The organism is Streptomyces sp. NPDC031418, assembly GCF_055581605.1.
In genome coordinates this window covers 154407-173703 of record NZ_JBVIJC010000006.1, presented here as the reverse complement: position 1 = coordinate 173703, position 19297 = coordinate 154407, and the positions used below count along the sequence as shown (strand labels likewise).

Genomic DNA, 19297 nt, shown 5'->3' with positions numbered 1-19297 from the left:
CGGAGCGCGCCGCGACGCTCTCCGGATGCGGGGGGCGCCGAGGCGGGCAATGGTAGAGGGTGCCCCGTTCGGAGGCACCGGCACGGATGCGGTCATCCGATCCGCTGGAGGAGGCATCATGTCGACATCCACACCCGAAGAGTCCCGTTCCATCGACGACCACTGCACCCCGGACGCCCATCTCCACTCCGCTCCCAAGGGGGGAGTCACCCCGGAGGACCTGGTGATGGCGGCCGGCAGGGACGTCACCCCGCGGAACCTCGACTGGGCGCGCCGCAAGATGGAGGCCGAGGGCCCTGCGGCCATCGAGAGGCTGCTGCCCTGAGGGCGGTCCGCGTCCCGCGGTAGCGCGGGCCGCGACAGTGCAGGTCGGGGGCCGGGTGCGGGGTGGTGGGGGGCTGCTCGCGCAGTTCCCCGCGCCCCTGAGGTGGTCTGCGCCCGGCCCCGCCGGCACGGCCCCCGCGACCCGGCCGCGGAAACGCAGGCCCGGGGGCCGGGTGCGGGGTCGTGGGGGCTGGTCGCGGTCTGGGGCGGGTCAGTCGGGGAGGGAGTTGTCGTCCGGGATGATGTGGACCGCTGCTTCCTCCGCGCCTGCCGCGCCCGCGTCGATGCCGACGTCGTCGGCGATCTCTTCCTTGGTCGTGGCGGTGTGGGCGCCCTCGTCCGGGGCGACCAGGCGGCCGGCGCGGGTGTCGCCGGCTTCGGGGTCGATCGGCTCGCCCTCGCCGCCGGGCAGGTCGCCGATGTCGTCGCCGACCGGTGCGCCGGTGTCCGGGACCTCCTGGGCGAGCCGCTCGTCCAGGGTCTCCCCCGCGCGCTGCTCGGCGGCGGTGGTGCCCTGCTTGGTGACGCCGAGGGGGCGTTCGGGCGGGGAGTAGCCCTCGTCGAGGACGTCGTCGTAGGTGCGCTCGTCGAGCGCGTCCTGGAGGTCCAGGGGCCCGGCGTCCTCCTGTTCCTCGTTGGTTCCGGTGGGCCGGTAGGCGTCGTCCGCCATCGGGGTCCGCTCCTCGTGCTGGTCGCTCATGGTCGCCTCCTGCCTGTTGTTCGGCTCGTGGGCGGTCCCGGTCCGCGTACCCGCAGAGGGCGGCTTGATCCCGCCGGTCAGTCGGCGGGCTGTTCGGCCAGCTCCGCCGTCCACCGCTCCTCGATGCGGGCGGTCTTCCACACCAGCAGGGCCACGGCCCAGGTGGCGAAGAACAGTCCGACGATGACGAAGCCGACCGTGTTGAGGTCGAGGCCCGAGACCCAGTCCCAGAAGGGACCGTGCAGGTCGAGCCGGTCGGCGAGCAGGCCGAGGAGTTCGACGGTGCCGATGAGCAGGGCGACGGCCACCGACAGGCCGGTGATGGTGAGGTTGTAGTAGACCTTGCGGACCGGCTTGGAGAACGCCCAGCCGTAGGCGAAGTTCATGAACGTGCCGTCGATGGTGTCCAGCAGCGACATGCCCGCCGCGAACAGCACGGGCAGCGTGAGGATGGCGTACCAGGGCAGTCCGGAGGCCGCGCCGGAGCCCGCGAGGACCAGCAGCGCGATCTCCGTCGCGGTGTCGAAGCCGAGGCCGAACAGCAGGCCCAGCGGGTACATCTGCCAGGGCTTGGTGATGGCTCCGGTGACCCGTCCGAGCAGGCGGTTCATGAAACCGCGGTTGTTCAGCTGGGTCTCCAGGGCGGCCTCGTCGTACGCGCCGGAGCGCATGCGCCGGAAGACCTTCCAGATGCCGGCGAGGACGACCAGGTTGATGCCGGCGATCAGGTAGAGGAAGGTGCCGGAGACGGTCGTACCGATCAGGCCGGTGACCTCGTGCAGCCCGGAGTTGTCGGCGCGGACCGGGCCGACGAGGGCTTTCATGCCGAGCGAGAGCAGCAGGGACAGGCCGAAGACGACGCTGGAGTGGCCGAGGGAGAACCAGAAGCCGACGGAGAGCGGCCGCTGCCCCCCGCCCATCAGCTTCCGGGTGGTGTTGTCGATCGCCGCGATGTGGTCGGCGTCGAAGGCGTGCCGCATGCCCAGCGTGTACGCGGTCACCCCGATGCCGACACCGAAGGTCTCGGTGCCGGCGCGCAGGTGCTGGGGCGCGACGATGCCGACCAGGGTGCCCCAGCCGATGATGTGCAGCGCCAGTACGAAGGCGGCCATGGAGCCGACCCTGATCCACTCCTGCCGGGTCATGGAGCATCTTTCGTGTCGTGCGGTACGGCCGCACCGCGCGGCCACATGCCATCCTCTCGTAACTGCAATTGATGTGCAGCAAAGGGCGCGACAGGCCTTTCCCATGAGAGGGAAAAGCCCGCGGCCGATCAGGCGGAGAACATGCCGCTGCCCAGCCAGTCCTTGGCGTCGCGCACGCCGGGCAGGGCGAAGAAGTAGCCGCCGCCCGTCGGCGAGATGTAGTCGACCAGCGGTTCGTCGATCAGCCGGGTCTGGGTGGCCTCGAACTGGCGCTTGACGTCCTGCTGGTAGCAGCAGAAGACCAGGCCCATGTCGAGGTTGCCGACGTTGTCCACGCCCCGGTCGTAGTTGTATCCCCGGCGCAGGATGCGGCTGCTGTCGGTGTCGGCGGTGCGCGGGTTGGCGAGGCGGATGTGGGAGTCCAGCGGTATCGCGGTGCCGTGCGGGTCCTTGGCGTAGTTCGGGATGTCGGTCTCGACGGCGCCGTCGAGCGGGGCGCCGGTGTCCTTGCGGCGGCCGAACATCTTCTCCTGCTCGCTGAGCGAGACCCGGTCCCAGAACTCGACCAGCATGCGGATGATCCGGATGACCTGGTAGCTGCCGCCCCTGGTCCAGGCGGGCTCGCCCTGGCCGTCGCCGACCCAGATCAGCCGGTCGGTCTCGCGGGCGGAGTGCACGTCCGGGTTGGCGATGCCGTCCTTGAAGCCCAGCAGGTTCCGGCCGGCGCCGGTGGGGCGCGGGCCGGTCTGGAAGCCGTCGATGCGCCACTTGATCTGCATCGCGCCGCGGGTGTGCCGGGCGATGTCGCGCAGCGCGTGCAGCACGGTGTCCTGGCTCTGCGCGCAGATCTGGAGCGACAGGTCGCCGTGGCACTCGGCCGGGTTCAGGTTGTCGTTGGGGAAGGTCCGCATCGGGGTGAGCCGGGCGGGCCTGGCCTTGGCGAGGCCGTAGCGGTCGTCGAAGAGGGAGGCGCCGGCGCCGAGGGTGACGGTGAGGCCGTCGGAGGGGACCTCCGGGCCGAGGATGCCGTTGTCCGAGGGCGGCGCGCCGACGCCCAGGTCGGTGGGGGTGCCGCCGGAGGTGAGGAACCGGGCCCGCTCGGTGATGGTCTTGAGCAGCTCGGTGAGGCCCTTGCGGTCGTCCGCGATGACGTCCAGGGAGACGAAGGTGGCTGCCGCCGGGGCGGGGGTGACGATGCCGGCCTGGTGGGCGCCGTGGAAGGGCACCCGCACGGAGCCGTCCGGGCCGGTGGTCTGCGCCTGGGCGGTACCGCCGCTCTCGCCGAGCGCGAAGCCGCCGCCGGCCAGGACCGCTCCGGCGGCGCCGGCGCCCAGCGCGGTCCGCACGAAGGAGCGGCGGGCGGAGCCGGCCGGGCAGGCCGGCGTCTCGGCAGTGGACATCGCGGGGTTCCCTTCGGTGTGCGGGTGGTGCTCAGTGGTCGTCGGGCGGGCGTCGGCCATCAGGCGGACTTCCGGATCTCGAGCAGGGCCGGGACCGGGGCGAGGTCTTCCAGCAGCTGGCCGGTGGCGCCGTCGATCCGCTGCCGGTCGGCGGCGGCGAGCTTGTCGACGGGGGTCCAGGAGGCTCCGTCGTGGGCGGCGTCCAGGAACTTCTGGAGCCGGGCGATGTCCGCGTCGACCGCGGGCAGCAGCTTCGGCGCCCGGGCGGTGATCAGCGGCTTGAGCACGGTGAGCAGTTCACGGGTGCCGGCGAGGTTGGCGTCGGCGGTGGCGAGGTTGGTCCCGCTGCCCTCGTCGGTGTCGCCGGTCAGCTCGAACTGGAGGGTGTTCTCCAGGATCTCGTGGGCCCGCAGCGGCACGTCGCCCGGGTCGAAGGCCTGGCGGGGGAAGGCCTTGCGCAGCCCGTCGGCGTCGGTGGCGAGCTGCCGGGCCGGAGCGCTCAGGTCCTTGGCGGACTGGCCGTGCCACAGGCCGTACTCGATGCGCAGGAACCCGGTGAAGTCCTTGTCGTGCTCGCCGTCCGGGAGGCCGTCGGCGCGCCCGTCGATCTTCTGGTCGAAGTCCTCGAAGGTGCCGTAGGCGGCGCCGAGGGAGGCGTAGGTGCGGTGGGCGGTGAGCCAGTCGGTGCGGGCCTTGCCGAGGTGGTTGTGGTCGATGTCGTCGGCGAGGGTGCGGGTCTGGCCGACGAGGGTGTCCAGGCCCTGCTGGACGTACGCCTTGTACGCCTTCAGGGGGGCGGCGAGGTCCTGCTCGGAGACGGGGACGACGGGCTTGGCCGCGCCGCCGCCGGTGACGCTGACGGACCGGGAGGTGACGGCCTTGCCGCCGGTGGGGACGCAGCGCCAGGCGTAGGTGCCGCCGGAGACGGTGGCGACGAGGGCGCGGGTGGTGCCGGGGGCGAGGCCCTCGATCTCGCCGTAGACGGCGTTGGTCGACGGGTCGACCAGGTACACCTCGGAGGTCTTGCCTCCGGTGTTGTGCATCTGGAAGGTCTGCCGGCCGGGCTTGGGGGCGGTGAAGCCCTTGCCGCACTCGGTCTCGGAGACGGCGACGGTCTGGTCGCCGGCGGGCTTGGGCCGGGAGAGGGCGACGACGAGTCCGGCGATCACGGCGGGTACGGCGACCACGGCGACCGGGACCACCCAGACCGGCCGTCGGCGCTCTCGGGCCTGCGGCGCGGGCCGCTCGGCGGCGGGCTTCGGGGCCGTGGCCCGTACGCCGCGGACGAACAGCGTCATCACGACGGCCAGATAGCCGGCGTAGCCCGCCACCTGGAGCCAGGTCATGGTCGGGGTCAGGTTGAAGACGCCCTGGACGAGGGTGCTGTACCAGGAGCCGGCGTCGACGCTGCCGGCGAGGTCGACCGCGTAGGCGGTCTTGCCGGGCAGCACCCCGCCCTCCTGGAGGTCGCGCAGGCCGTAGCCGAGGACGCCGGCGGCGATGACGATCAGGACGGCGCCGGTGGCGGTGAAGAACCTCGTCAGGTTGATCTTGAGTACGCGCCGGTACAGGCCCCAGCACAGGCCGGCCGCGAGGACCAGGCCGATGGCGGCGCCGGTCAGCGGACCGCCCGACTCGCCGGCCGCCTGGGCGGTGGTCCACAGGAACAGGGCCGTCTCCAGGCCCTCACGCCCGACGGCGAGGAAGGAGGTGAGGATCAGCATCCCGGAGCCCATGGCGAGGGCGCCGGTGACCTTCTCCTTCAGCTCGCCGGAGAGGCTGCGGGCCGAGCGGCGCATCCAGAACACCATCGCGGTGACGAAGGCGACGGCGATGACGCTCAGGGTGCCGCCGAAGGCCTCCTGCGCGGTCTGCGGCATGGACGCGGCGGTGAAGGTGAGGACGGCGCCGAAGCTCATCGCGACGGCGATCGCGGCCAGCACTCCGGTCCACACCTGGGGCAGCCGGGACCGCGCCTCGGCCCGCACCAGGGTTGCGACCAGGATGGAGACGATGAGTCCCGCTTCGAGTCCTTCCCTCAGTCCGATCAGGAAACTCGGAAACGCGTCGTCCCACATGCCCTGGAGCCCTCCCGCTTACTTAGTGAAGGCATGCCTTACCTTCGCCGACCATCATGACGATGACCATGTAGTCAACCGGTCATGAAGAAGCAATCGAAAGGCAAAGTCCGGGAACCATCGACCCTCCTCGTTCGTTTGGGGTTCGACAGACCGTCTACAAATGTGTAGTCACATTCGGTTGAAGCAAGTCGAAGGAAAGGGCGTGCGGCGATGGCCCCTCCCCCTCATTCGGTGTCGCAGCTCGCGGTCAACGTGCTCGACGCCCATTCGCTGCTGTCCGCCTTCGGCGTGCTCGGCGTCGGCGTGGTGCTGTTCGCCGAGACGGGACTGCTGATCGGGTTCTTCCTGCCCGGGGACTCGCTGCTGTTCACGGCGGGGCTGCTGTGCACGGGCTCCGCGGACCGCGGGGTGCATCTCTCGCTCGGGCCGCTGCTCGGCGCGGCGGCCGTCGGCGCCCTGGCCGGCTCGCAGTGCGGGTTCGTACTCGGCCGGAAGGCGGGCGGCACCCTGCTGGCGCGCAGCCGTTCGGCCAAGCTCCAGGAAGGCGCCCGGCGCGCCGAGGAGCTGCTGGGGCGGTACGGCCACGCCAAGGCGATCGTGCTGGCCCGCTTCGTGCCGGTGGTGCGGACGGTGCTGAACCCGATGGCGGGCGCGCTGGGCGTGCCGGTGCGCACGTTCACCCTCTGGCAGATCGCCGGCGGTCTGCTGTGGAGCGTCGGCCTCACCCTCGCCGGGTACGCGCTGGGCTCCTCCGTGCCGAGCATCGACACGTATCTGCTGCCGGTGATCGCCCTGATCGTCGCGGTGTCGCTGATCCCGGTGGCCGCCGAGGTGCTGCGCTCCCGCCGGGCCGCCAAGGAGGCCCGGGGATGAATCTGGCTCTCTCGGGCGGCTCCGTCGACGGAGCCCTCTACCGGGACGTGGTGGATCTCGCCCACCGCTCCCCCGGCTGGCTGGACCACGCCATATCCGTGTGGTCGGCGTACGGTCTCGCGGCGTTCGCGGTGCTCATGGTGGTGGGCTGGTGGCGGGCCCGCCGCGAGGGCGCGGCCGCGGGCCTCACGGCCCTGACCGTGCCGGTGGCGGTCGTGGTGGCGTACGCCGTGAACAGCGGCCTGAAGCTGCTGGTGCGCGAGGACCGGCCCTGCCGCCACCTGGCCTTCCGCACCCTGGAGGCGTGCCCGGCGCGGGGGGACTGGTCCTTCCCGAGCAACCACGCGACGATCGCCGTCGCCGCCGCGGCCGCGCTCTTCTTCGTCTCCCGCCGTCTGGGGATCCTGGCCTCGGTGTGCGCGCTCGCGATGGTCGCCTCCCGGGTGTGGGTGGGGGTGCACTACCCGCACGACGTCGCCGTCGGGGCGGTGGTCGGCGCGGTGCTCGGCACGCTGGTGATGCGGGTGCTGCGGCGATGGCCGGCGGACCTGGCAGGACGTCTGGCGGCGGGCCGGCTCAGGCCCCTGCTGGTGTCGTGAACCGCCGGGCTGCCCCGCGCCTCGCGCTCCTGGTGGGCCTGGGAGCCTGGGCGGCGTTCGCGCTGCTCGCGGGGCTGGTGGCCGCCGGGCACGGCGCCCCGTCGGCCCTGGACCGGGCGCTGCTGTCCTGGTCCGTCGGCCACCGCCCGCCGGTGGCGGTGGCCGTGGCCCGCGGCCTGACCGCGACCGGCACGGGCGCCGTCCCCTACGCCCTGGCGGCCCTGGCCGGGCTGGTCGCCGCCCGCACCCCGCGGCAGCGGCTGCCGGCGGCCCTGCTCGGCGTGGTCTGCCTCGCCGCGGGCCAGGCCGTGCGGTACGGCGTGATGGACCTCGTCGCCCGGGCCCGCCCGCCGCACGCCGGCTGGCGCACCTCTGCCTCGGGGTGGTCCTTCCCGTCGGGCCACACCACCACGGCCGCGCTGGCCGCGGGGCTGCTGGTGCTCGCCCTCTGCCTGCGCGCCCCGCGGGGCCGGACCGTGCTGTGCGGGGCGGCTGTCTGCTGGGCGGCGGCGGTCGGGCTGACCCGCGTCTTCCTCGGTGTGCACTGGTTCACCGACGTCCTCGGCGGCTGGCTGTTCGCCACCGGCTGGCTGGCGCTCCTGCTCGCCGCGGCGACGCGACGGCCCCCCGGCCGTCTCCTCCCCGCACCCGGTGGAACAGCGCCGCCGACCCCATCCGAAGCCGACGGCGTCGCCGGTACAGGTGGGCCGGGTCGGGGTCGGTGACCCCGTCGGTCCTCGTGGTGCCGGTCATGGGGCGCCGGATCGGAGCGGACGCGCGCTACGGAACCGGCTCGGGCTCCGGCTGCTGCGCGATGCGGTCGCGCCGAGGCAGCAGCAGCGGGGTGGCCAGGATGAGCAGTCCCGCGACGGTGAGAGCGGTGCGCGGGCCGGTGGCGTCGGCGAGCAGCCCGCCGAGCGCGGTGCAGACGGCGATGGACGCCTGCTGGCCGATCGACCAGGCCGACAGGGTGCGGGCGACGAGCTGCTGGGGTGTGCGTTCGAGCCGGTAGGTGGCGAGCACCGGGGTGTACAGGCTCATGTTGATGATGATCGCCAGCTCGACCGCGATCACCGTGACGAGCCCGACGACGCCGGGACGGACGAAGGCCAGGCCGATCAGCCAGACCGCGCGCAGCGTGCCGACGGTCCGGAAGACCCGTTCGCGGCCGTGGCGGGCCACGACACGGCGGGCCAGCCGGGAGCCGACGAGTCCGCCGAGACACGGGGCGGCGAAGGCGAGGCCGTACTGCCAGGGCGGGAAGTGGAGCCGGCTCAGGAGGAGCACGGCGAGCAGCGGCTCGGTGGCCATGATCAGACCGGAGACGAGCATGTTGTTCAGGTACAGCGCCCGCAGAGCGGGGTCGCCCATGATGTGCCGCCAGCCGTGGAGCAACGCGCCCGCCCGGGCCGGGCTCCCGACCGTCCGTCGCGGCGCTTCCTCCCGGTCGCGGATCGCGGTGAGGGCCAGCGCGGACAGCAGGTAGCTGAGCGCGTCGGCCACCACGGTGGCGACCGGCCCGAACCGGGCGATCGCCGCCCCGCCCAGCGGGGGTCCGACCGCGATGGAGCTCCAGTTCGTGGACTCGAACCGCGCATTCGCCACGAGCAGGTCCTCCTGCCGGACGAGGGCCTTGAGGCAGGCGCCGCTCGCCGCGTTGAACGCGATCTTGGCCGCGGCGACCACGGCCGAGATCACGAGCAGCTGGACGAAGCCGAGCCGGCCGAAGGCGTAGGCGACCGGGATGGTCGCCATGGCCGCGAACCGGGTCAGGTCCATCGCGATCATGACCGGGCGCTTGCGCCGGATCTCCACCCAGGGTGCGAGCGGCACCGCGATCAGCGCGCCCACCGCCGGTCCCACCGCGGACAGCGCGGACACCTCGGCGGGGTGGGCGTGCAACACCAGTACGGCGATCAGTGGCAGTGCCCCGAACCCCAGCCCGGACCCGTAGGCACTCACCGCGTACGCCGTCCACAGCCAGCCGAACTGCCGGCCCAGCGGTCGCCTGCCCACCATCCTCGACGCTCCCCTTCACATCCCACCGAACAAACCGGCGTTGACCATGAGAGCTAAGCGAGCGGCGCAACCGCAGGTCAAACAACCGTCCTGCGGAGTGTTCACAACCATCGGTTGTTGCCTAAGGTGGCCGGCGTGGACCTCGAAGCAGTGCGTACGTTCGTCGCCGTCGCGGAATCGGGCCAGTTCCAGCGAGCCGCCACCGATCTGTCGATCACCCAGCAGGCCGTCTCCAAGCGCATCGCCGCGCTGGAACGCAGCCTGGGTGTGCGGCTGTTCACCCGCACCGCGCGCGGCGCCGAGCTCACCATCGACGGGCAGGCCTTCCTCGCTCACGCGCACGAGCTGCTGCGGGTCGCCGAACGCGCGGTCGCGTCCGTGCGCACGGGCCACCGTCCCCTGCGCGTCGACATCATCGCCTCACGCGGCGCGGCCTCGGGCCTGATGCGGGCGTTCCACCGCGCCCACCCCGAGATCGACCTCGACGTGGTGATGCTGCTCGACATCGAGACGGCCGTCGCCGCCATCCGGACCGGCGCGATCGACGCCTCCTTCCGCGCCGTCGCCGCGCCCGGCCGCCCCTTCCCGGAGGACATCGACTCCGTGCGGGTGCTCGACGAGCCGCTCGAACTCCTCACCGGCCCCGCCCACGCACTGGCCGGCGCCCGGTCGGTGCCCCTCGCCCGGCTCGCCGGGCACCGGATCTGGATGCCGGGCATCGTTCCCGGCAGCGAGTGGGCCGCCTACTACGACGACCTCGTCGCCGAGTTCTCGCTCACCATCGAGGCGACCGGGCCCAACTTCGGCTCCGACGCGCTCCTCGACACCGTCGCCGACACTCCGGCCCTGGCCACCTTCATGGGCGGGCACACCCGCCTCGTCTGGCCCGCCGGCCATGGTCTGCGCCGCATCCCGGTGACCGACCCGATGCCCGTCTACCCGCACTCGCTCCTCTGGCACCGTGACAATCCCCACCCGGCACTGGCCACCCTCCGCGCCCACCTCGCCACCGCAGCGGGGAGCCACGACGCCGCCGGAACCTGGCGGCCGGACTGGGTGCTTCCGCACTGACCTGCGCCTCGCCCAGCAGACCCCGGCTGGAAAGCGCCGTCGCTCACAGCGCCCCCCGACGCACCAGCACACCCAGCACCAGCAGGCCGGGCAGCAGGGGCAGCCACACGGTCAGCAGCCGGTAGCCCAGCACCGCGGAGGCGGCGGCCGCGGCGGGGGTTCCCGAGGCGGTCAGGGCGAAGGCGAGGACGGCGTCCAGGGAGCCGAGGCCGCCCGGGGTGGGCAGCAGGGCGGCGGCACTGCTGGCGGCGAGGTACAGCAGGGCCACCGCGAGCGGCGGCAGGGGCAGGGCGACGGCCCGGGTGACGGCGATGAGGACCAGCGCGTGCAGCAAGGCGAAGGCGAGGGAACCGCCCCAGAGGGCCGCCGCACGGGCCGGGTGGAGATGCAGTGCGCGCAGGTCGCCGAGGACGGCGGCGAGCGCCCTCCGGCAGCGCGACCCCACCGGCGTCACCGCCAGCACCGCCAGGACCGGGACGGCACCCAGCGCGCCCGCGAGCACGGCCGGGGGTACGGGCGGCAGGCGCAGCAGGCCGGGGCAGGCCGGGGCGAGCAGTGCGATGAGCGCGAGGCGGACGACGGCGCCGGCGGTGGCCTTCACGGCGAGCGCACCGGCCGAGCGCCCCGCCGGCAGCCCGCAGCGCATCAGGAAGCGGAGGTTGACGGCCCCGGCGCCGAGCCCCGCGGGCAGCAGGTGGTTGGCGGCGGAGGCGGCGAACTGGGCGGCGAGCAGCCTGGGGCCGGGCAGGCGGCGGAGGACCGCTCCCTGCTGGGCGAGCGCCGCGGCCGCCCAGGTGCCCAGGGCCGCGGTCGCCCCCACCAGCAGCCAGCCGGTGTCGGCCCCGGCCAGCCGCCCGGCACCGCTCGCCAGCACGGACCAGTGCCGGCGGGCCAGATACAGGGCGCCGAGCAGCACGGCGAGGCAGACTCCGGCGTGCCAGCGGGCCCGGCGCCGGCCGGTACGGGCGCCGGGGGGCGTGCTGCCGTGCGGAAGCAGAGGCGTCTGCGCCTCTGGGGACGCCTGTGTCGCGCCCGCCGGTGACGTCATGAGCCATCCTCCGGCACGACGTGGGAGAGCCACCGGCCTGCGGACCGTACGGATGCCGGGGCACGGACCACGGCCGTGGCGGTGTCGGCGGCGTGGCCGTACGTCGCGGCGCGGAACGCGGTGGGAACGGCCCCGGCCCGGGTGAGCGTGACCGTCTCGTCCCGGCCGAGGCCCCGGCCGGGGCGTACGACGGCACCGTGCAACCACTCCCGCCCCCGTGAGGCCCCCGCCGGGTGCGCGCGGCGCGGACCGACGCGTGCGGCGTGCCCGCTGCCGGCCATCCTTCACCCCCCGCCCGCGTAGTCGGCGAAACACCGCCAAACTACCCCGGCTCCGGGCCGTTTGCCGGGAAGCGGTCGGCCGACCGGCCGAGGGATCCAGGCCTTTCTTCCGGATCTTGCCGGCGTCGCGGGCCCTGGCGGCCCCGGTCCGGTCGCCGCCCTGCGCGCACGGCCGCGCGCGACGCCGGCGGTGCTCAGCCGCCGTTCGGCGCCCGGTGCGGGGGCTGCTCCGGGGCCGGACGGCGGACCGCGGGGGGTACCGCCCGCACCGCCGGTCCCCCGCAGCTCACCGTCACCGGCTCGTCATGGTGGCGAAGGGTGAGCGGCGGGCCGTCCAGCAGCGTGTACACCGTCTTGTCGGCGCCGATGTCGACCCGCAGCCGGCGGCCCCGGAACTGCACGGTGAAGGCGAGCCGGTGCAGCCGTTCGGGCAGCCGGGGCGCGAACCGGAGCCGCTCGCCGGCCCTGCGCAGCCCGCCGAACCCGGCCACCAGCGCCATCCAGGTACCGGCCAGGGACGCGATGTGCAGCCCGTCCCGGGTGTTGTGCTCCAGGTCCTGGAGGTCCATCAGCGCGGCCTCGGCGGTGTAGTCGTAGGCGAGGTCGAGATGGCCCGTCCGCGCGGCGACGACAGCCTGGCAGCAGGCGGACAGCGAGGAGTCGCGGACGGTCAGCGGCTCGTAGTAGGCGAAGTTCCGGGCGATCTGCTCCTCGTCGTACCGCTCGGCGAACCAGGCGTCGCACGTGTACATGGCCAGCACCAGGTCGGCCTGTTTCACGACCTGCTTGCGGTACAGGTCGAAGTAGGGGAAGTGGAGCAGCAGCGGGTACTGCTCGGGGCGGGTGCCGGCGAAGTCCCAGCGCTGGTAGCGGGTGAACCCTGCGTGCTGCTCGTGGACGCCGAGTTCGGTGTTGTACGGCACGTGCATGGCGCCGGCCGCGTCCCGCCAGGCGGCGCTCTCCTCCTCGTCCACGCCGAGCCGCCGTGCCTCGCGCGGGTGGCGTTCGACGGCGTCGGCGGCGGCGAGCAGGTTCTGCCGGGCCATCAGGTTGGTGTAGGTGTTGTCGTCGGCGACCGCGCTGTACTCGTCGGGGCCGGTGACGCCGTCGATGTGGAAGACGCCGTGCGCGTCGTGGTGGCCCAGCGAGCGCCACAGCCGGGCGGTCTCCACCAGCAGTTCCACGCCCGCCTCCCGCTCGAAGTCGGTGTCGCCGGTGGCCTCGACGTACCGGACGACGGCGTCGGCGATGCCGGCGTTGACGTGGAAGGCGGCGGTGCCGGCCGGCCAGTAGGCCGAGCCCTCCGCGCCGGCGATGGTCCGCCAGGGGAACGCGGCCCCGGCGAGCCCGAGTTGGGCCGCGCGCTCGCGGGCCTCGTCGAGGGTGGCGTGCCGCCAGCGCAGCGCCTCGGCGACGGCGGCCGGCGCGGTGTGGGTGAGCACCGGCAGGACGAACATCTCGGTGTCCCAGAAGGCGTGCCCGTCGTAGCCGGAGCCGGTCAGCCCCTTCGCGGGTATCGCGCGTTGTTCGGCGCGGGCCCCGGCCTGGAACACATGGAAGAGCGCGAACCGGACGGCCTGCTGGATCTCCTCGTCGCCCGCCACCTCGACGTCGGCGCGGTCCCAGAAGTCGTCCAGGCAGGCCCGCTGTTCGGCGAGCAGGCCCGGCCAGCCGTCGTGCGCGGCGGCGGCGAGCGCGGCGTCGACCTGGTCGGCCATCGCGGGCAGTGAGCGGGTGCCGGACCAGCCGTGGGCGACCAGCTTCTCCAGCCGGAGCGTCTGTCCGGGCTCCAGCACGGAGGTCACGGTCAGCCGGGCCACGTCGGTGCCGCTCTCGCTGCGGGTGGTGGTGCGCTCCGGGCCGCTGACGACGTGGTCGGCGGCGACGGCGACCCGGAGGCCGCTGCGCCGGGTGCGGTGCACGAGGCGCAGCCGGTGGCCGGCGGCGAAGTGGTCCTCCGGTTCCAGCGGTGACTGGAGGGCCATCGCGGCGCGCGGGTCGTCGGCGGTCTCGGGCAGGCTCTCGTTGGCGACCAGCTCCGACTGGATCACCACCCGGGTGCGGCGGTCGACGGCCCGCACCTCGTAGGCGATGGCGGCGACGGCCCGCTGGGTGAGCGACACCAGCCGGGTGGAGCGCACCTGGACCGTGGAGCCGGCCGGGGAGGTCCACTCGCAGGTGCGTTCCAGCACCCCGCGGCGCAGGTCCAGCACCCGCTCGTGGCCGACGAGCCGGCCGTAGCGCAGGTCGAACGGCTCGTCGTCCACCAGCAGCCGCAGGATCTTTCCGTTGGTGACGTTGATGACCGTCTGGCCGGACTCGGGGTAGCCGTAGCCGGCCTCCGCGTACGGCAGCGGGTGCAGCTCGTGCACGCCGTTGAGGTAGCTGCCGGGGAGGCCGTGCGGCTCGCCCTCGTCGAGGTTGCCGCGCCAGCCGACATGGCCGTTGGACAGCGCGAACACGGACTCGCTCTGGGCGAGGACGTCGAGGTTCAGGGCGGTCTCGCGGACGGCCCAGGGCTCGACGGCGTACGACCGGTCGGTGATCACCGTTCGCCTCCCAGCTCGGCGAGGTCCTTGACGACGACCGACGCGCCGTGCGCGGCCAGCGCGTCGCTCTGGCCGACCCGGTCGACGCCGACGACGTACCCGAAGCCGCCTGCGCGCCCGGCGTCCATCCCGGCCAGCGCGTCCTCGAAGACGGCCGCGTGTTCCGGGGCGACGCCCAGCTCCTGCGCGGCGGCGAGGAAGGTGTCGGGGTGCGGCTTGCCCGGCAGGTTCCGTTCCGCGGCGACCACCCCGTCGATCCGTACGTCGAAGTAGTGCTCGGCGTCGACCGCCCGCAGTACGTCCCGGCAGTTGGCGCTGGAGGAGACGATCGCGGTGCCCAGCCCGGCGGCGCGCACGGCGGTGAGATAGCGGATGGTGCCCGGATAGGCCTGGACACCGCCGGTGCGGATCTTCTCCAGCAGCAGCTCGTTCTTGCGGTTGCCGAGCCCGTGCACGGTGAGGGCGTCCGGCGGGTCGGCGGGGGTGCCCTCGGGCAGGTGGATGCCGCGGGAGGCGAGGAAGGCGCGCACTCCGTCGGCGCGGGGGCGTCCGTCGACGTACTCGTCGTAGTCGGCGACCGGGTCGAACGGCCGGGCCCGCGGGCCCTCGTGGTCCCGCAGGAACGCGTCGAACGTCTCCTTCCAGGCGGCCGCGTGCACGACCGCCGTTTTGGTGACGACCCCGTCCAGGTCGAAGAGGCAGGCTTGAATGGTGTCGGGCAGACCGAGCTGACTCATACCGGGCACTGTTCCCCGCAGGGCGCCGTCCAGTGAGTGGCGCACGCCACATGTTCCGTGGGCGGCTGCTGGCACACTCTGCTGTGTGCCGCTGACCTTCGACGACCTCCTCGACCGCGCCCGCTCCCTCGCCGGGGGCGGTGGCCGTGCCCTGCTCGGGATCGCGGGCAGTCCGGGCGCGGGCAAGACGACGCTCGCGGAGCACCTGGTGCGCGCCCTGAACGCCGACGGGCGGTGCCCTGCGGCGCATGTCCCGATGGACGGCTTCCATCTGGCGGACGCCGAACTGGACCGGCTCGGCCGCCGGGACCGCAAGGGCGCCCCGGACACCTTCGACGCGGCCGGGTACGCGGCGCTGCTGCGGCGGCTGCGCGAGGAGACCGGCGAGGTGGTGTACGCGCCGGGCTTCGAGCGGGTGCTGGAGCAGCCGCTCGCGGGTGCGATCCCGGTGCCGGCCGCCGCCCGGCTGGTGGTGACCGAGGGGAACTACCTGCTGCTGGCGGAGGGTTCGTGGGCGCGGGTGCGGCCGTGTCTGGACGAGGTGTGGTTCTGCGAGATGCCCGAGGAGGAGCGGATCCGGCGGCTGATCGCCCGGCACGAGGAGTTCGGCAAGGACCGTGCGGCGGCGGTGGCCTGGGTGCTGGGCACCGACCAGCACAACGCCGAGCTGATCGCCACGACCCGGGAGCGGGCGGATCTGGTGGTGCCGACCGGGGACCTCGCGTACTGAGCGGCCCGGCGGTCAGCGGTCGAGGGTCAGTTCCGGTTCCCCCCGCTCGTCGCCGGCCGGGTGTCCGATCAGCGCCGTGAACGCCTCGGTGCGTACGGTCAGTCCCCGGGGTCCGGCCGTGAGGACGGGCGTGTACGGTCCGCGCTCGCCGTACCGGACGGCGAAGACGTGCAGCCCCTGTGGGGCGCCCGGTGCCGGGTCGGCCTCCAGGGCGGTGGAGGAGACCAGATGGGTCCAGCCCTGGTCCGGGTCGCCGTAGCCGCGCGGGTCGGCGGCGAGCGCGAACGCCGCCTGTTCCTGGGTGAGTCCGGCGCGGGCGTCGAAGTGGTCGGGGCCGGGGCGCTCCGGGTGGGTGAGGCGCAGCCCGGCCGCGGCGGCGACCTCGCCCTCGGCGGTACGGCGCACACGGTCGCCGTCGTCGGCGGCGTACGGCATGCCGGACAGCAGGTACGGCGTCCCGTCGAGCCGTTCCACGGCGACCGTCAGCCACAGCCGGACGCCGTCGGTGACGTACAGCGAGCGGATGTGGCGCAGCACATGGTCCCGGCCGACGACGGGCTTGGTGACCAGTTTCGCGGCGAGTTCGGCGGTGCGGACGTCCCGGACCCGGACCTCGCCCATCGGGCGGCACAGCAGGAAGCCGTCCGTGACCGGGCCGAAGCCGTGCTGGCGGTGGACGGCGGCGGGCAGGTAGTAGGTGCCGCCCGCTTCGAGCAGCGCGGGGGTCATCCGGCTGTCGAAGGCGACCGAGACCCTGCCCGAGCGCAGCTGGTGGCGGACGGGTGCGGCGGAGGGGGTGCGGTGCCAGCGGGCGGTGTCCTGGATCTGCCAGACCAGCATGAAGGCGAAGTGCCCGTCGACGGCGCCGTCGGGCCCGACCGCGTGCCGGCCCCACCGGCTGTCGCCGCGGTAGCGGCCGAGGTCGGCGCCGATGCGGGCGCCGAAGTAGCGCAGTCCGAGGACGGCTTCGAAGCCGGAGTGCTGTTCGCTGTAGCGGGGGCCGCCGACGTCGTAGCCGCCGGAGGTCAGCCGGGCGTCCAGGTAGCGGGCGAGGGTGTCGCCGTCCTCGGCGAACATCTCCGCGCCGCTGACCCGGTGGGCCTGGGCGAGGAACGACAGGGAGATGGGGCCGTAGTTGTTGTCGTAGGCGCCGCCGTGCTCGGGCGGCAGCAGGGCCCCGCGGTCGCGGACCCGGTGGGCGCGGATCTCGTCGGTGTACAGGCCGAGGGCCCGGGCGCGGACCGGTTCGGCGTCGCCGGGCGGGAGATGGCGGGCCAGCATCAGGCCGCCGACCACACAGCCGATGGCCTGGTTGCCCGCCGCCTGCGGGTTGAAGAAGGTGGCCTCGGTGAGCCAGCGCCAGTACCCGTGCGCCAGCTCCAGCAGTTCGGTGCGCTGTCCGTCGTCGAGCAGGCCGTCCGCGGCGTCCAGGACGTTCACGGCCTGGAGGAGCGCCCACACCGTGCTGGGCCAGTCGCCGATGGGGTGCGCGCCCGCGTCGAGCACATAGCGCGCGTACGGCAGCCCTGTGCCGCGCCGGCGCAGATTGGGGTAGCCGGGGTTGTCCTCGGTGTAGACGCGGGCGCGCAGGTGGAAGGCGAGGCTGCGGCGGACCGCGGCGGGCAGCCGGGGGTCCCTGCCGCGCTGCCAGGCGAGGGCGAGCAGGGAGGTGATGCCGAGGGAGGTGTCGCCGATGTCGTCGGTGGCGTCGGGGTGTTCCAGGCCGCCTTCGGGGGTGATCCGGGCGAGGGCCTGCTCGGTGACGTCGGCGAGGACGGCGTCGTACGCCTGCGGGGTGTCCGGCAGGTCGTGCAGCGGGCCGCGCTGGTGGGGCAGGTGCACGCGGGATCAGCCCTTCATTCCGGTGGTGGCCAGGCCTTCCACCAGCCTCTTCTGGAAGACGAGAAAGCAGATGAGCGTGGGGGCGAGGGCGAGTGCCGACATGGCGAACATCGCGCCGTAGGAGGAGCCGCTGGTCTTGTCCAGGAAGAGGGTGAGGCCGAGCGGGACGGTGAAGCGGGCGTTCTGCTGGAGGTAGACGAGCTGGCTGAGGAAGTCGTCGTAGGTCCAGATGAAGGTGAAGATGGTCGTGGTGACGAGCGCCGGCCTCATCAGCGGCAGGATGATCCTGACGTAGATCTGGAGCGGGTTGGCGCCGTCCATCATCGCCGCCTGGTCCAGCTCGCGCGGGATGGAGCGGATGAACTGCACCATCAGGAAGATGAAGAAGGCGTCCGTGGCGAGGAACTTGGGGACGATCAGCGGCAGGAAGGTGTTGATCCAGGTCAGGTTGTAGAAGATCGTGTACTGCGGGATCAGCGTGGCCTGCATGGGCAGCATGAGCGTGCCGAGCATCAGCCCGAACCAGATCCTCTTGCCCCGGAACTCGAAGCGGGCGAAGGCGTAGGCGGCCAGCGAGCAGGAGAGGACGTTGCCGATCACCGCGCCGATCGTGACGATCAGCGAGTTGGTGATGTAGAGGGAGAAGGAGTTGCCGGAGCCGCTCCAGCCCTCGGCGTAGTTCCCGGGGTGCAGGTGGTGCGGGACCAGCCCGGGGTGGGTGAAGATCTCGGTGTCGGGCTTGAGGGAGCTGCTCAGCATCCACAGCAGCGGGTAGAGCATGACCAGGGCCACGCCGATGAGCAGGGTGTGCAGCAGGATGCGGCGGGGGCCGGTGAGCAGGCGGAGCTTGTGCGGCGGCGCGCTCGGGGTGAGGGCGGACATGATCGGACGGACTCCTCGCTCAGTCGTCGTAGTGGACCCAGTAACGGCCGGCGACGAAGTTGACCGCCGTGAAGCCCGCGATGACCAGGAACAGCACCCAGGCCAGCGCCGAGGCGTAGCCCATCTGGAGGTCGGTGAAGCCCTTCTTGTACAGGTACAGGGAGTAGAGCATGGTCGAGTTGAGCGGTCCGCCGGTGCCGTTGCTCACCACGTAGGCGGGGGTGAAGGTCTTGAACCCGTCGATGATCTGGAGGACCACGTTGAAGAACACGATCGGGGTGAGCAGCGGCAGGGTGATCCGGAAGAAGCGGGTGAACGTTCCGGCGCCGTCGATCGCCGCGGCCTCGTAGACGTCCTTGGGCAGTTGCTTGAGTCCGGCGAGGAAGATGACCATCGGGGTGCCGAACTGCCAGACGGCGAGCAGGACGAGGGTGTAGACCGAGGTGTCGGGGCTGGAGATCCAGTCCTGGCCCTTGATGCCGAACCAGCCGAGGACGTCGTTGAACAGGCCGTCCCCGCCGAACACCTGCCGCCATACGATCGCCATGGCCACCGCGCCGCCGAGCAGCGAGGGCAGGTAGAAGGCGGCCCGGTAGACGCCGATGCCCTTCAGCGGGCGGTTGAGCAGGATCGCCACGCCGAGCGCGAGGGCGAGTTTCAGCGGCACGGAGACCAGGACGTACAGCAGGGTGGCGTGCACCGAGTCCCAGAAGACCGGGTCGTCGGTGAACATGTGGGTGTAGTTCCGGGCGCCGATCCAGCGCGCGGGTGTGAGCAGGTCGAAGTCGGTGAAGGACAGATAGAGGGAGTCCAGCATCGGGTAGACCGTCAGCCCGAACAGGCCGGCGAACCAGGGGGCCAGGAACAGGTACGGCCACCATCCTCCGCCGCGCCGGCCGGCGGCCCGGCGGCGCATCCGTTCGCGCTCGCGCCGGTCGGCGGCGGCCGTCGGCGCCTCCTTCACGGCCTCGTCGGTGCGGGCGGTGGTCATGCTCATCTTCTCCCTGGCCTCTCCC

At 73.0% G+C, this 19297-nt stretch carries 17 protein-coding genes; 6 read left to right on the top strand and 11 right to left on the bottom strand.

Going from position 1 to position 19297, the window contains the following annotated elements:
- Nucleotides 1-118 precede the first annotated feature (118 nt).
- Entirely contained in the window at nt 119-325 is a 207-nt protein-coding gene (locus ACZ5CZ_RS10035; RefSeq protein WP_385842563.1) for a hypothetical protein, read from the top strand.
- A 210-nt stretch (nt 326-535) separates the two neighbouring features.
- Here the strand turns inward: ACZ5CZ_RS10035 and ACZ5CZ_RS10030 are convergent, their stop codons facing one another.
- From ACZ5CZ_RS10030 to efeU, 4 genes are all read right to left on the bottom strand, one after another.
- Nucleotides 536-1024, bottom strand: coding sequence for a DUF5709 domain-containing protein (locus ACZ5CZ_RS10030; protein WP_468941015.1), 489 nt, complete (start codon nt 1022-1024; stop codon nt 536-538).
- A 77-nt stretch (nt 1025-1101) separates the two neighbouring features.
- On the bottom strand, nt 1102-2214 hold the full coding sequence (gene nicT, locus ACZ5CZ_RS10025; protein WP_468941013.1) for a Nickel transporter NicT: 1113 nt from the start codon (nt 2212-2214) through the stop codon (nt 1102-1104).
- Nucleotides 2215-2297: 83 nt separating this feature from the next.
- A complete protein-coding gene (gene efeB / locus ACZ5CZ_RS10020; RefSeq protein ID WP_468941010.1) occupies nt 2298-3569 on the bottom strand; it encodes an iron uptake transporter deferrochelatase/peroxidase subunit in 1272 nt (423 codons plus the stop codon).
- A 59-nt stretch (nt 3570-3628) separates the two neighbouring features.
- Nucleotides 3629-5647 carry an iron uptake transporter permease EfeU gene (gene efeU / locus ACZ5CZ_RS10015; RefSeq protein WP_468941007.1) on the bottom strand — a complete coding sequence of 673 codons (2019 nt, stop codon included), beginning with the start codon at nt 5645-5647 and terminating at the stop codon, nt 3629-3631.
- A 213-nt stretch (nt 5648-5860) separates the two neighbouring features.
- Between efeU and ACZ5CZ_RS10010 the strand changes: the two genes are divergently transcribed.
- From ACZ5CZ_RS10010 to ACZ5CZ_RS10000, 3 genes are read left to right on the top strand one after another with little or no spacing between them, the layout of a single operon-like run.
- Entirely contained in the window at nt 5861-6523 is a 663-nt protein-coding gene (locus tag ACZ5CZ_RS10010) for a DedA family protein (RefSeq protein WP_385842557.1), read from the top strand.
- Nucleotides 6520-7122: a phosphatase PAP2 family protein gene (locus ACZ5CZ_RS10005; protein ID WP_468941003.1), complete on the top strand. Its 603-nt coding sequence runs from the start codon at nt 6520-6522 to the stop codon at nt 7120-7122. The genes ACZ5CZ_RS10010 and ACZ5CZ_RS10005 overlap by 4 nt, the downstream gene beginning before the upstream one ends.
- The gene (locus tag ACZ5CZ_RS10000) at nt 7119-7847 is read left to right on the top strand and encodes a phosphatase PAP2 family protein (protein WP_468941000.1); all 729 of its coding nucleotides are present in this window, start codon (nt 7119-7121) and stop codon (nt 7845-7847) included. Before ACZ5CZ_RS10005 ends, ACZ5CZ_RS10000 begins: the two co-directional genes overlap by 4 nt.
- A gap of 55 nt (nt 7848-7902) precedes the next feature.
- Here ACZ5CZ_RS10000 and ACZ5CZ_RS09995 read toward each other — a convergent pair whose 3' ends face one another.
- The gene (locus ACZ5CZ_RS09995; protein ID WP_468940997.1) at nt 7903-9141 is read right to left on the bottom strand and encodes an MFS transporter; all 1239 of its coding nucleotides are present in this window, start codon (nt 9139-9141) and stop codon (nt 7903-7905) included.
- A 135-nt stretch (nt 9142-9276) separates the two neighbouring features.
- On the opposite strand from ACZ5CZ_RS09995, the gene ACZ5CZ_RS09990 reads away from it, so the two are divergent.
- On the top strand, nt 9277-10212 hold the full coding sequence (locus tag ACZ5CZ_RS09990) for a LysR family transcriptional regulator (protein WP_385842552.1): 936 nt from the start codon (nt 9277-9279) through the stop codon (nt 10210-10212).
- A 43-nt stretch (nt 10213-10255) separates the two neighbouring features.
- On the opposite strand, the gene ACZ5CZ_RS09985 is transcribed toward ACZ5CZ_RS09990, so the two are convergent.
- The 3 genes from ACZ5CZ_RS09985 to ACZ5CZ_RS09975 form a co-directional block, all read right to left on the bottom strand.
- Nucleotides 10256-11260 carry a lysylphosphatidylglycerol synthase domain-containing protein gene (locus ACZ5CZ_RS09985; RefSeq protein ID WP_468940994.1) on the bottom strand — a complete coding sequence of 335 codons (1005 nt, stop codon included), beginning with the start codon at nt 11258-11260 and terminating at the stop codon, nt 10256-10258.
- 475 nt (nt 11261-11735) lie between these two features.
- Nucleotides 11736-14090: a glycoside hydrolase family 65 protein gene (locus tag ACZ5CZ_RS09980; protein ID WP_468940991.1), complete on the bottom strand. Its 2355-nt coding sequence runs from the start codon at nt 14088-14090 to the stop codon at nt 11736-11738.
- Entirely contained in the window at nt 14087-14827 is a 741-nt protein-coding gene (locus tag ACZ5CZ_RS09975; RefSeq protein WP_385842547.1) for an HAD family hydrolase, read from the bottom strand. Before ACZ5CZ_RS09975 ends, ACZ5CZ_RS09980 begins: the two co-directional genes overlap by 4 nt.
- Nucleotides 14828-14912: 85 nt before the next feature.
- Here ACZ5CZ_RS09975 and ACZ5CZ_RS09970 point away from each other — a divergent pair, with 85 nt between their 5' ends.
- On the top strand, nt 14913-15557 hold the full coding sequence (locus ACZ5CZ_RS09970; RefSeq protein WP_385842546.1) for a nucleoside/nucleotide kinase family protein: 645 nt from the start codon (nt 14913-14915) through the stop codon (nt 15555-15557).
- A gap of 12 nt (nt 15558-15569) precedes the next feature.
- Here the strand turns inward: ACZ5CZ_RS09970 and ACZ5CZ_RS09965 are convergent, their stop codons facing one another.
- Genes ACZ5CZ_RS09965 through ACZ5CZ_RS09955 form a run of 3 tightly spaced genes read right to left on the bottom strand, consistent with a single transcriptional unit; the run spans nt 15570 to nt 19272 of the window.
- Nucleotides 15570-17399 carry a hypothetical protein gene (locus tag ACZ5CZ_RS09965; protein WP_468940987.1) on the bottom strand — a complete coding sequence of 610 codons (1830 nt, stop codon included), beginning with the start codon at nt 17397-17399 and terminating at the stop codon, nt 15570-15572.
- A 6-nt stretch (nt 17400-17405) separates the two neighbouring features.
- On the bottom strand, nt 17406-18281 hold the full coding sequence (locus ACZ5CZ_RS09960; protein WP_468940985.1) for a carbohydrate ABC transporter permease: 876 nt from the start codon (nt 18279-18281) through the stop codon (nt 17406-17408).
- 19 nt (nt 18282-18300) lie between these two features.
- Nucleotides 18301-19272 (bottom strand): carbohydrate ABC transporter permease, encoded by a 972-nt coding sequence (locus tag ACZ5CZ_RS09955; RefSeq protein WP_468941423.1) that lies wholly within the window; start codon nt 19270-19272, stop codon nt 18301-18303.
- Nucleotides 19273-19297: the final 25 nt, after the last annotated feature.

Coding starts and splice junctions, on each gene's coding strand:
- ACZ5CZ_RS09975 (WP_385842547.1), bottom strand. CDS start 14,827: ATGAGTCAGCTCGGTCTGCCCGACACCATTCAAGCCTGCCTCTTCGAC.
- ACZ5CZ_RS10035 (WP_385842563.1), top strand. CDS start 119: ATGTCGACATCCACACCCGAAGAGTCCCGTTCCATCGACGACCACTGC.
- ACZ5CZ_RS10005 (WP_468941003.1), top strand. CDS start 6,520: ATGAATCTGGCTCTCTCGGGCGGCTCCGTCGACGGAGCCCTCTACCGG.
- ACZ5CZ_RS10010 (WP_385842557.1), top strand. CDS start 5,861: ATGGCCCCTCCCCCTCATTCGGTGTCGCAGCTCGCGGTCAACGTGCTC.
- ACZ5CZ_RS10030 (WP_468941015.1), bottom strand. CDS start 1,024: ATGAGCGACCAGCACGAGGAGCGGACCCCGATGGCGGACGACGCCTAC.
- ACZ5CZ_RS09985 (WP_468940994.1), bottom strand. CDS start 11,260: ATGACGTCACCGGCGGGCGCGACACAGGCGTCCCCAGAGGCGCAGACG.
- ACZ5CZ_RS09995 (WP_468940997.1), bottom strand. CDS start 9,141: ATGGTGGGCAGGCGACCGCTGGGCCGGCAGTTCGGCTGGCTGTGGACG.
- efeU (WP_468941007.1), bottom strand. CDS start 5,647: ATGTGGGACGACGCGTTTCCGAGTTTCCTGATCGGACTGAGGGAAGGA.
- ACZ5CZ_RS09960 (WP_468940985.1), bottom strand. CDS start 18,281: ATGTCCGCCCTCACCCCGAGCGCGCCGCCGCACAAGCTCCGCCTGCTC.
- efeB (WP_468941010.1), bottom strand. CDS start 3,569: ATGTCCACTGCCGAGACGCCGGCCTGCCCGGCCGGCTCCGCCCGCCGC.
- ACZ5CZ_RS09955 (WP_468941423.1), bottom strand. CDS start 19,272: ATGACCACCGCCCGCACCGACGAGGCCGTGAAGGAGGCGCCGACGGCC.